This window comes from Niastella populi (assembly GCF_002078015.1).
Taxonomy (GTDB): domain Bacteria; phylum Bacteroidota; class Bacteroidia; order Chitinophagales; family Chitinophagaceae; genus Niastella; species Niastella populi.
In genome coordinates this window covers 62,476-73,527 of sequence record NZ_LWBP01000145.1, presented here as the reverse complement: position 1 = coordinate 73,527, position 11,052 = coordinate 62,476, and the positions used below count along the sequence as shown (strand labels likewise).

General features: G+C 47.0%; 11 protein-coding genes. 2 read left to right on the top strand and 9 right to left on the bottom strand.

Features of this window, described 5'->3' with window-relative positions; all coding sequences use genetic code 11:
- Positions 1-234 precede the first annotated feature (234 nt).
- The 5 genes from pyrF to A4R26_RS13330 all read right to left on the bottom strand — a co-directional run bounded on the left by pyrF (position 235) and on the right by A4R26_RS13330 (position 5,548).
- Positions 235-1,038 carry an orotidine-5'-phosphate decarboxylase gene (gene pyrF / locus A4R26_RS13350; protein WP_081164258.1) on the bottom strand — a complete coding sequence of 268 codons (804 nt, stop codon included), beginning with the start codon at positions 1,036-1,038 and terminating at the stop codon, positions 235-237.
- A complete protein-coding gene (gene kynU / locus A4R26_RS13345; protein ID WP_081164319.1) occupies positions 1,035-2,321 on the bottom strand; it encodes a kynureninase in 1,287 nt (428 codons plus the stop codon). The genes pyrF and kynU overlap by 4 nt, the downstream gene beginning before the upstream one ends.
- Before the next feature lie 187 nt (positions 2,322-2,508).
- Entirely contained in the window at positions 2,509-3,294 is a 786-nt protein-coding gene (locus tag A4R26_RS13340; RefSeq protein WP_081164257.1) for an SDR family oxidoreductase, read from the bottom strand.
- Between the two features lie 90 nt (positions 3,295-3,384).
- The gene (locus A4R26_RS13335) at positions 3,385-4,293 is read right to left on the bottom strand and encodes a glycerophosphodiester phosphodiesterase (RefSeq protein WP_081164256.1); all 909 of its coding nucleotides are present in this window, start codon (positions 4,291-4,293) and stop codon (positions 3,385-3,387) included.
- A 154-nt stretch (positions 4,294-4,447) separates the two neighbouring features.
- Positions 4,448-5,548 carry an Mrp/NBP35 family ATP-binding protein gene (locus A4R26_RS13330; RefSeq protein ID WP_081164255.1) on the bottom strand — a complete coding sequence of 367 codons (1,101 nt, stop codon included), beginning with the start codon at positions 5,546-5,548 and terminating at the stop codon, positions 4,448-4,450.
- 103 nt (positions 5,549-5,651) lie between these two features.
- On the opposite strand from A4R26_RS13330, the gene A4R26_RS13325 reads away from it, so the two are divergent.
- Both A4R26_RS13325 and A4R26_RS13320 read left to right on the top strand, forming a co-directional pair.
- Positions 5,652-6,293, top strand: a complete 642-nt coding sequence (locus tag A4R26_RS13325) for a carboxypeptidase-like regulatory domain-containing protein (RefSeq protein ID WP_165760259.1) — start codon at positions 5,652-5,654, stop codon at positions 6,291-6,293.
- A gap of 273 nt (positions 6,294-6,566) precedes the next feature.
- Positions 6,567-7,454 (top strand): 3-hydroxyacyl-CoA dehydrogenase family protein, encoded by an 888-nt coding sequence (locus A4R26_RS13320; protein ID WP_081164254.1) that lies wholly within the window; start codon positions 6,567-6,569, stop codon positions 7,452-7,454.
- 100 nt (positions 7,455-7,554) lie between these two features.
- Here the strand turns inward: A4R26_RS13320 and A4R26_RS13315 are convergent, their stop codons facing one another.
- Genes A4R26_RS13315 through ribD form a run of 4 tightly spaced genes read right to left on the bottom strand, consistent with a single transcriptional unit; the run spans position 7,555 to position 11,033 of the window.
- A complete protein-coding gene (locus A4R26_RS13315; RefSeq protein ID WP_081164253.1) occupies positions 7,555-8,382 on the bottom strand; it encodes an XAC2610-related protein in 828 nt (275 codons plus the stop codon).
- 29 nt (positions 8,383-8,411) lie between these two features.
- Complete coding sequence (locus tag A4R26_RS13310) at positions 8,412-9,023, bottom strand: YigZ family protein (RefSeq protein WP_081164252.1); 612 nt, start codon at positions 9,021-9,023, stop codon at positions 8,412-8,414.
- Between the two features lie 31 nt (positions 9,024-9,054).
- Positions 9,055-9,939 (bottom strand): DMT family transporter, encoded by an 885-nt coding sequence (locus A4R26_RS13305; protein WP_081164251.1) that lies wholly within the window; start codon positions 9,937-9,939, stop codon positions 9,055-9,057.
- Positions 9,936-11,033 carry a bifunctional diaminohydroxyphosphoribosylaminopyrimidine deaminase/5-amino-6-(5-phosphoribosylamino)uracil reductase RibD gene (gene ribD, locus A4R26_RS13300; RefSeq protein WP_242674902.1) on the bottom strand — a complete coding sequence of 366 codons (1,098 nt, stop codon included), beginning with the start codon at positions 11,031-11,033 and terminating at the stop codon, positions 9,936-9,938. The genes A4R26_RS13305 and ribD overlap by 4 nt, the downstream gene beginning before the upstream one ends.
- Positions 11,034-11,052: the final 19 nt, after the last annotated feature.

Here is an 11,052-nt window from a genome sequence, read left to right as displayed (position 1 = left end):
TTAAGAACGCTTTTTAACGCCTGCAATTGTGTGCACCCCTGTGTGTTGGGGAAAAATTAATTCACATTTTTTAAATCGAAGTGTGTGAAAGTAAATCTTTTATGAAGAGAATTGTATGGGTAAAAATTGTAAGGAAGAACGGGTTACCTGGTAGCAGATACCGGGTTATTACAGAATGCCCGGTCAATTGTTCCCTGTTACGAAATCTAAGGCCCGGGAACCGGCAACGGGTAACTATTTGAGATACCCGGCCATTTCCTGCTGGTAAGCTGCCGCGATTTGTTTTGCTTTTACAGCAAAATCTTCACCGCCGGAAGCATAAATAACGGCGCGGCTGGCATTCACCAACAGCCCCACCTCTTTATTCATCGCTTTTTCTGAAATATCTTTTAAACTTCCGCCCTGCGCCCCTACCCCCGGCACCAGATAAAAATGATTGGGCGTAATGGCGCGGATGTTGGTAAATTCCGAAGCCTGCGTAGCGCCTACCACAAACATCAACTGATCGGCTGTGCCCCACTGCGCGGTTGTGCGTAATACTTTTTCATACAACAGTTCATCGCCTGCTTTCTGCAGTTCAAAATCACGGGCGCCGGTATTGGAAGTAAGTCCCAATACGATGGTCCATTTGTCTTTGTACTCGAGAAAAGGCAATATGCTGTCAGATCCCATGTAAGGCGCTACCGTAATGGCATCGAATTGCAGCGTTTCAAAAAATGCTTTGGCATATTGTGAAGAGGTATTGCCAATATCACCGCGTTTGGCATCGGCAATTTTAAAATGGGTTGAAGGAATATAAGCGGCTGTTTTCTCCATCGCCCCCCAGCCGGGAATGCCGAGGGCTTCATAAAATGCGGTGTTGATCTTATACCCTACGCAATGATCCCTGGTAGCATCGATGATCTGTTTATTGAATTCAAAGATAGGATCGGCCGTTGATAACAGGTGTTTCGGGATCTTTGTAATGTCTGTATCGAGGCCTACTATCAGATAGCTTTTTTTAGTGCGTATTTGTTCAACCAGTTGCTGCCGTGTCATGCGTGTTGGAGTTGTAAAATTTGTCGCAAGATATTAGTGAATTGCCATACTTCCTCAAAAGTATTGTATAATGGTACGGGGGCCAGCCGTATTACATTGGGTTCGCGCCAGTCTACAATAACGCCGGCGCGGGCCAGTGCATCAAAAACCTGTTTGCCCTGTTGTAACATCAACATAGATACCTGGCTTCCCCGTTCCGCCTCTGTGCGAGGTGTAATGAAATCAACTACAGGTTCCGTTTGCAGGCCGTTCAGCTCATCGAGCAGGAACCATAACCAGTTGTTCAACAGCCTTCTTTTCGTTTGCAGCCGGTCAATGCCGGCTTCCATGAAAATATCGAGCGCAGCCTGGTGTGCCGCATATAATAGCGCGGAAGGGGTGCTCAATTGCCAGCCCTCTGCCGAACGGTTGGCTTTAAACCCTTTCTGCATCAGGAAACGGGTGGCAGTATCGTAGCCCCACCAACCGGCAAACCGGTGCAGGCTATCGTCGTTATGATAACGTTCATGTATATAGGCGCCCCCAATTCCGCCGGGGCCCGAATTCATGTATTTGTAACTGCACCAGGCGGCGAAATCCACGTTCCAGTTGTGCAATTGCAAAGGAATGTTGCCGGCGGCATGGGCAAGGTCGAACCCTACTTTGGCGCCAACCGCCTGTGCCGCCTTTGTAATGGCCGCCATATCGAACACCTTGCCGGTATAATAGTTCAAACCGCCCCACATTACCAGGGCCAGTTCATCTTTATGCTGCTGAATGGCCTGCAGTATATCCTCGTGCCTGATATTGTGTTCACCGGCACGGGGCGCCACTTCTATGATAACCTCATTGGGATCGAAGCCGCAATACTTCACATGCGTTTCAAGCATATACTGATCGCTCGGAAACGCCCTGGCTTCACAAATGATCTTATTTCGTTTTTGCGTTGGCTGATAAAATGACACCAGCAGTAAATGCAGGTTCACCGTAAGCTGGTTCATTGCCACCACTTCATGTGGCAATGCACCCACAATCGTTGAAAGCGGTTGAACAAGTTTATCGTGGTATTGCAACCAGGGCTCCTCGCCCATAAAAAATCCTTCCACACCATAATTAGCCCATTTGTTCAATACCTGTTGCAGGTAACCGGCAGTGCGCTTTGGTTGCAGGCCAAGGGAGTTGCCCAGAAAATAGATCTGTTGTTTTCCATCTATAACGGGCATTATGAACTGGTCTCTGAATGAGCGCAGTTCGTCTTGCTGGTCAAGCATTTGAGCGAATGCCTGCGTGTTTTGAAATTGCATGTAGTTTTTGTTGGTGAATACAAAATACAGCTGCAAGGTGCAAGCCATAAGCTGTAAGCAAATACAAATACAGCTAAATATCAACCTTTAACTCATATTCCTGCTTTCACTTCGACATTCAACATTCGATATTTTCTATTTGTATTTCCTTTCTCGTTTCTAATTTTTCATTCTTCATTTCTCATTTCTATAACGTGCCTGTTTTTCCTCCATCCACAGGGATGCTTACACCATTTACATACGAGGCTGCGGGCGAAGCCAGGAATGCAGCTACCGCAGCCAGTTCCACCGCTTCACCAAAACGTTTCATTGGTATTTCGCTTTCCATTTCCTGTTCAATTACATCAGTTGACACATTTCGCTTTTCCGCATTGTTCTGTATCAGGCTGTTGAGCCGTTGCGTTTTGGTAAGTCCCGGCAAAATATTGTTCACCGTTATATTGAACTGCCCTACTTCGTTGGCAAGTACCTTCGACCACATAGCCACGGCGCCCCGCACCGTGCCTGATACCGCCAGGTTGGTGATGGGAATGCGTATAGACGTTGAGATCACATTGATGATACGGCCGTATGCCGCCTGCTTCATTGAGGGAATTACTGCCTGTGCCAGCAACTGGTTTACGATCAGGTGCTGATTGAATGCCTGTAAAAACGCCTCTTCCGTTGCATCGAGCACCGAACCCGGTGGCGGGCCGCCGGTATTGTTTACAAGAATATGTACCGGCTGTTGCTGCACATGCTGCCCGATCACCTGTTTTACCTGTTCGGGTTTACTGAAGTTGGCCACCAGGTAACCGTGTTGTTGCCGCAGGGCGATATCGAGTTTTTTCACTGCCGTTTTCAGTGCTTCTTCATTCCTGGCCAGCAGGGTACAGTTAGCTCCCAGCAATGCCAGTTCTTCGGCAATGGCCAGCCCAATTCCCTGTGTGCTTCCGCAGATAACTGCATTCCGGCCTTCTAACGATAAATTCATGTTACTGTAAATTTATAAGCTTATCGCAACTGTATTTCATTTTTTCAACTATCAACTTTCAGCTTCCCATTCAGCCCGTCAATCATCTTCTCATTTCAACAGGTTGGGGTAATCGGTAATAATGCCATCAACGCCAAGCGCTTTCAACTTGTCGATGCCCGCTTTATCATTTACCGTCCAGGGAATTATTTTCATCTGTTGTGCATGGCATTTATCAACCAGTTCTTTATTTACCAGGCTATAGTGCGGACTGTAGATGGTTGGTTTAAACCCCAGTGCTTTCAGGTGTTCTTCAAACGAACGCTTATCAAAATCCTCGATCAGCGCCGCTGTTCTTACCGCTGTATGTCTTTTATGCATCACCCGCAGGGTTCGAAAGTCGAATGACTGAATGATCACGCGGTCACTGATTTTGGCTGCATTGATCACTTTCATCAGCGTGTTTACAAATTCATCGGGCGAAGGGTGAAAAACGCCATCGGTAACGGGTTGTGTTTTTGTTTCGATATTATAAAACACCATGCGGCCGCCGTTCAGTTTATGATATGCCTCTACGTTTGCTATCACCTCTTTCAACAATGGCTTCGTAGCTTTCATCCGCTGCTGATCGGGAAAGCGGGGATGCGGCTTCAACCCCACATCATAGGTTTGCGTTTGCGCATAGGTCATGTGGTAGATGTTCAGCTTGCGCTCATCCTGCTCAGTTATATATTTTCCATCGGGGCCCGTGGTGATCTCATGATTGAAAAAAGGCTCATGTGACAGGATAACCTGTTTGTCTTTGGTGATCACCGCATCCATTTCAAGGGTGGTAACACCCAGTTCCAGGGCCTTCATCATGGCAGGAATGGTATTTTCGGGCATCAATCCCCGGCAGCCCCGGTGACCCTCTATATCAAATGCAGGTAGCAATGGTTTTGAAACTTTTTTAGATGCGTGGCAGGCGAAAATCAGCCCAACGAGTAACAGCAACTCTGTTACTTCCCTAAATTTAATCATATAAGATTTTTACAGTAATGATTCAGGGATATTGGAGCAGCAATCAAACTTAATGTTGACCTTAGTTGGTAGTTGAACTTATTAATACCAGTGAACCTTTAGTTACCGGTTACCAGTTGCCGGGTTCCGGGAACTGGTAACCGGTAACCGGGAACTATTCTATTACTTCAGCCACTTTCGCAGCGCTTACGTTGGCATTACGCATGGCAATGCTGCGGGTGGCATTGGCTGCAAATTCTTCAAAGGCCTGGCGGGTGATCACATCATCGCTCACCATGATAGGAATTCCTATATCGCCGCCTTCGCGAATACTTTGTACCAGTGGTATTTGCCCGAGGAATGGAAGATCGTATTCTTCAGCCAGGCGTTTACCACCTTCTTTGCCAAAGATATAATACTTATTATCAGGAAGTTCGGCGGGTACAAAATAACTCATGTTCTCAACAAGGCCTATGATCGGCACTTTTATCTGTGCCTGGCTAAACATGCCGATGGCTTTTTTAGCATCGGCCAGGGCCACATCCTGCGGCGTGGTAACAATTACGGCGCCGGTAACAGGCACCGTTTGCACCAGGGTTAGGTGAATATCGCCGGTACCGGGGGGCATATCGATCACCAGGTAATCCAGTTCATCCCACAACACATCGGTCACAAACTGGCGAATGGCGCTGCTGGCCATGGGACCGCGCCAGATCACCGCATTTTTTTCATCAACCAGCAAACCGATACTCATCAGTTTTATGCCGAACCGCTCCAGCGGCACGATCATTCCTTTCTGGCCTTCGCCCATGCTTTTCATCATGGGTCTTTCGCCCCGCACCCCGAACATAATGGGCACACTGGGGCCATAAATATCGGCGTCCATCAACCCCACTTTAGCACCGCTTTGAGCCAGTGCAAGTGCCAGATTGGCGGATACCGTGCTTTTCCCTACGCCACCTTTTCCACTTATTACCGCAATAATATTTTTTACTTTAGGCAGAACAGACCCCGGATCGGTACGGTTTGAACTGGTATTGGAAGTAAAGTTCACTTTTACAACTGCCTCTTTATTAACCAGTGATCTGATCGCATTTTCGCTGGCCCTTCCCATCAGGTCTTTCATTGGGCAGGCTGGTGTCGTAAGCACCAGGGTGAAAGACACCGCATTCCCGTTGATCTCAATGTCTTTTACCATGTTCAACGTAACAATATCCTTTCCCAAATCAGGTTCCTGAACGTTCCTCAATGCATCTAAAACTTTCTCTGGGGTCATTCATCTAATAGTTTTGTTAAAAAGATTTATTTGCCACAAAATTAACCATTGGGGGGAGTATTTTGTTGAAGTATTTTAGTCATTATGTATATATTTGACGGGCATGAAAAGACGTTTACTTTTTCTGGTTACACTGGCGGTTGCCATTCCCTTTGCCTCTAAAGCTCAGTTTGAAAAACTGAAGGATTCCGTAGTTCAGCTGTACGGTGTGGTCATGACCGCCGACAGTCTGAAAGCCATTCCCTCGGTAACAATCATGATCAAAGGCCAAAACCGCGGTACCATAACCAACGAACAGGGCGTCTTCAGCATAGTGGTGATGAAAGGTGATATCGTCGAATTCACCTCGGTTGGTTATAAACCTAAACTGGCCGCCATTCCCCGCGAATTAGACGGAAATCAATATAGCTTACTTCAATTGATGGTTACCGACACGGTTTACCTGCCGGCCACCATCATCAGGCCCCGCCCCACAAAAGAACAGTTCGAGCGCGATTTCGTGAACGTGTCGATCCCTGATGACGATATTGAAATTGCCCGTAAAAATACCGATGAAGGAAAACGCAGAGTACTGGCCCGCACCCTCCCCCGCGACGGCACCGAAAGCTCAAACATGTTTTTGCGTAATAATTCACAACGGTATTACTACAGCGGACAGGCCCCACCTCAAAACATCTTCAATCCTGCTGCCTGGGCTGAATTTATCAAGGCCTGGAAACGGGGAGACTTTAAAAATCAGAATTAGATAATTCGATAATGTGATAATTCGATATTTCGGTAATGGAATACAGTTCCATTATCGTGTCTGGCGATTCTGTTCATAGCTAATTTACTTTATTACACTTTCGACGAACACTCGTTAGTTTCCCTTATTTTTGCCTGCACTAATATTTGGGTATCCTGTAGCTAAAGAATGTTGCGGCCTGCAAAAGATGGCTCGAAACAGGCGAGCCCAATTATCAGAACCTGTCCCGCTCTGCGGGATTATCACATTATCACATTATCAAATTATCACATTATGAATATCGCTGTAATCGGCGCCGGCACTATGGGCAATGGAATAGCCCATGTTTTTGCGCAGAACGGTTTTAAAGTAAACCTTATCGATGTAAATGCCGCCCAGCTCGAAAAAGCCGTACAAACCATCCAAAAGAATTTCGACCGGCAGATTGCCAAAGGCGCTGCTACAGAAGATCAGAAGAATACCGCCCTGGCCAATATTACCACGTTTACCGACCTGGCCAAAGGGGTTGACGGCGCCGGACTGGTTGTAGAAGCCGCTACCGAAAACATAGCGCTTAAATTAAATATCTTCAAACAGCTCGACAGTGTGGCCCCGGCCAATGCCCTGCTGGCCACCAATACCTCTTCCATTTCCATTACGCGTATCGCCGCCGTTACCAAACGGGCCAGCCAGGTGATCGGTATGCATTTCATGAATCCCGTACCGGTTATGAAACTGGTAGAGATCATTAACGGTTATGCCACTTCGCAAACGGTGACCGACACCATTGTTGCCCTAAGCAAACAACTGGGTAAAGTACCTTGTGTAGTGAACGACTATCCCGGCTTTATTGCCAACCGTATCCTGATGCCGATGATCAATGAGGCCATTTACAGTTTGTACGAAGGCATAGCCGGCGTGAATGAAATAGATACCATTATGAAGCTGGGTATGGCCCACCCTATGGGACCATTGCAACTGGCCGATTTTATAGGTCTCGATACCTGCCATTCGATCCTGAACGTATTGCACGAAGGGTTCGGCAATCCCAAGTATGCGCCCTGTCCCTTACTAACCAATATGGTTACCGCGGGTTACCTGGGTATGAAGACCGGTGAAGGCTTCTATAAGTATACTGCAGGAAGTAAAGAGTTGGTTGTGAGTGACCGGTTCAATGCTTAATCCATTAGTTATTCCGTTATTGAGTATTCAGTTAAACGCAGAACTGAACAACTGAACAACTGAACAACTGAATAACTGAACAACTGAATAACTGAACAACTCACCACCCAAACGTCTTTTGCCATTTTTCAGGTAAGGGCAAATTGGGAATGGTGTAGGCCGGCATGCGTTCGCCATCGTAATAAATAAAATGTTCGAGGTGCCAGCGGGTAGAATCCTTTTCACTCCATTGGTTCGAAGTGTATTCCTCCTGGATCTGTAACTGCCCGTTCTCCCACATATATTTTCCATAAAAGCCGGTGCAATGCTCGCCGAGGTAAACAGATCTTTCCTCGGCCGAAATACCGAAATCATAAAACGAGCGTATCTGGGGCATATGGTCGAAGTTATCGGCTTCGCTATTGTAAATATAAACATCCCGGCAGCCGGGCCCCGAACAGTTACAGGTACCTGCAGAATAGTTCCAGATGATAGACAGATCTTTAAAGCCATCGAAATTCACATCACAGAACTGGATGGCGCTGTCTTTTATAACGCCGAAACCATTCATTACCTGGCGCAGCTTCCAGTTATTTTCTTTCAGAAAAAAGAAGAAGAGGTTCTTGTTCAAAAAACCGACAACAGCATGTTGTTTTTTATTGGTGCAGATGTTTCCCTTGTAGAATTGTATGCGGTGGGTATCGCCATCGAAAACGGCCAGGGTACTGAAACGGTCGTCCCGTTTATGGCTATCGAGGTTCCTGATACAATAATCCTTTAAAAAAGATATTTGCTCGGCGCTGTCCATTGCCTTATCCAGTAACCTTTCATAAGGAACGGAATGCACCGATAAGGTATCTTTCGATTTGTTTTTGCCCCACGGACTGTTACCCGAGTTACAGCCTGCGAGTACAAAAAGGGACAGGATTATTTTAATAAACCGATTCATACGCTATCAGACCTCTATAGCGAAAGATACTACAAATTACTTTTCGATATTTCTACATTTCTGATCTCTTTGAATTTATATATCGCCTCCTCCAGCCTTCCCTTTGGTATTCCGATCACCAGGCGGCAGAAAAGGTTCATATCTTTTTCCAGCACCTGGCAGTTGAGCTGTTTTACCTGCGTCATTACCTCGTTCATTTGGGTATAATCGAACTGAAGCGTATATACCACCTCGATGGGTTTCGGAATGATGGGCGTTATCTGCAGGGCAAGCGAAGCAGCTGATTTGTAAGCATTGATGAGGCCCGGAACTCCTAACAACGTACCGCCAAAATAGCGCACGACGACCACCAGGATGTTGGTGAGCTTTTTACTGTCTATTTGCCCGAGTATGGGCTTACCGGCCGTACCCGATGGTTCACCATCGTCGCTTACCCGGTATGTATTATTATCGAGCCCTATACGATACGCAAAACAATGGTGCGTGGCTTTGGGATGTTCTTTTTTGATGGCTTCGATGTTTTTTTTGAAATCATCAACCGATTGAATGGGATACGTATAGGCAATGAACTTACTGCCACGGTCTTTAAACTCTGCGGTTACGGTGCGGTCGATCGTATAAAAAAATTCGGGGTCACTCATAATTGAATGTAATTGATTAATGGCGGGTAACTTATCCATAAGCGATCAATGCAATAGCGCCCAGCGACAGTGCAATACCCAACCAATTGGTAGCCGAGAGCTTTTCTTTAAAAATTAACAAGGCAACCATAGCCGTGAACAATACAATTCCCATGTTATTGATGGGAATGATAGCCGAACTATTGTTTGCATACCCTTTCAAAGCGCCCAGCAAACACCAGATAGAAAAGTAATTCGGTACACCAATGCAAATTCCTGCCAGCAAGGCTTTGCCTGAGAACCGCTGTTTACCCGTTGCGAACAGGAATAACAGGACGATCAGGCCCGTTGAGGCCGCCACACAAAACGCGGTGATCAGGTACGCATCCTGGTTACCGGTATTTATAAATGCCTGTTCAACAAATTTTATCATGGTATCGAGCAGGCCGCTGCCAACGAATAGCAGCAAAGGCATAGCCCATACGAACCATGATACCTTTTTACCTTTTTTGTCATTGACCGCCGGCCTGGTGGTGAACCATACTGCCAGCAATGCCAGCGCCACTCCGGCGATCTTTAATGCTGTTCCCTTTTCATTATATAGGTATATTGAAAATACAAATGGGATCACCAGTGATAGCTTATAGGCTACCGTTGCCGCCGCCACGCCGATCTTTTGCACCGTATAGGCTGCCAGGTTGAACAGGGAGATAAATCCACAACCCATTACCAGCGCCCAGGGCAGCCACGGCTCCTTTGCCAGCGAACTGTTTACCGGAAAGCTGCCGTTCACCATACTTCCCGTTATTACACAAACCACATAATTATACACAATAGCCTGCAGGTTATTGATACCTAAACGGGCAATGAGCTTGAATGCAATGGTAAGCCAGGCAGTAAGTATAATACTGGCAATGAGAAAGAATAAACTACTCAAAGTACCAGGGTTTGCGGGTTCATGAAATATTGGAGGGTATCTGAAAACAACTGTTCCTGTTTATGTAACCGGCCGGTGTGCATACGCGGTGCGGGTAATCCGTGCTGAACTACCATTTCGTTATTGGTGATCACCCGTATTTCATCCCACAGGCCTTCATCGATGAACGACTGCAATAACTGCGCGCCGCCTTCCACCAGCACACTCTGAATTTTTAACTGATATAAAGCATGTACGATCTGATGCACCAGGTTCACATCCTGCGTAACCTGGTAATACAACAGGTTGTCCTGTTCTTCATGTTGCAGGCTGTTGAACACGATGGTGCTTACCTGTTTGTTGAACAACTGCAACGACGATGGCAGCCGCAGGTTCATATCAACCACCAGCCGCACGGGATTGGCGCCTTTCCACAACCGGGTGGTCAAAGAAGGATCATCGAACAACGCCGTATTGGTGCCTACCAGAATAGCCGCTTCTTCACTGCGCCATTTATGCACTAGGCGGTTGGTGTAGTCATTGCTGATCAGCAATCGCTCCCCACCGGTTTCACCGCCAATTTTTCCATTGGCCGTTTGCGCCCATTTTAAAACTATATACGGACGATGTGCTGCATGAAAAGTAATAAACCGTTTATTGAGGTCTTTACAATCCTGCTCCAGCACATTCATGGTGACCTGCACACCGGCAGCCTGCAGTTTTTCCACCCCTTTGCCATCGACCTGTTTAAAGGGATCGCGGCAACCGACGACCACATGCGGGATCTTTTTTTCGATGATCAGGTCGGCACAGGGCGGCGTTTTACCAAAATGTGCGCAGGGCTCCAGCGACACATAGATCGTTGACTGCGGTATCAGGTGCCTGTCGGCCTCCTTTACCGAATTCACGCAATGCACTTCGGCATGCGGACCGCCATACTGCTGATGGTAGCCCTCGCCTATGATGCGGTTTTCATGTACCAGCACGGCCCCCACCATGGGATTGGGCGCTACGTAACCGGCAGCCGACCGGGCCAGCTGTATACAGCGCTGCATATATGTTTCGTGAATATTCAATGGTGGGTCGATGGAAATAAAGCCGCAAATATAATCCAAAATCCGCCATCTTTGCCGC

Bases quoted from the DNA above. Each gene is read 5' to 3' on its own strand.
- pyrF (WP_081164258.1), bottom strand. From the start codon at position 1,038: ATGACACGGCAGCAACTGGTTGAACAAATACGCACTAAAAAAAGCTAT.
- kynU (WP_081164319.1), bottom strand. From the start codon at position 2,321: ATGCAATTTCAAAACACGCAGGCATTCGCTCAAATGCTTGACCAGCAA.
- A4R26_RS13340 (WP_081164257.1), bottom strand. From the start codon at position 3,294: ATGAATTTATCGTTAGAAGGCCGGAATGCAGTTATCTGCGGAAGCACA.
- A4R26_RS13335 (WP_081164256.1), bottom strand. From the start codon at position 4,293: ATGATTAAATTTAGGGAAGTAACAGAGTTGCTGTTACTCGTTGGGCTG.
- A4R26_RS13330 (WP_081164255.1), bottom strand. From the start codon at position 5,548: ATGACCCCAGAGAAAGTTTTAGATGCATTGAGGAACGTTCAGGAACCT.
- A4R26_RS13325 (WP_165760259.1), top strand. From the start codon at position 5,652: ATGAAAAGACGTTTACTTTTTCTGGTTACACTGGCGGTTGCCATTCCC.
- A4R26_RS13320 (WP_081164254.1), top strand. From the start codon at position 6,567: ATGAATATCGCTGTAATCGGCGCCGGCACTATGGGCAATGGAATAGCC.
- A4R26_RS13315 (WP_081164253.1), bottom strand. From the start codon at position 8,382: ATGAATCGGTTTATTAAAATAATCCTGTCCCTTTTTGTACTCGCAGGC.
- A4R26_RS13310 (WP_081164252.1), bottom strand. From the start codon at position 9,023: ATGAGTGACCCCGAATTTTTTTATACGATCGACCGCACCGTAACCGCA.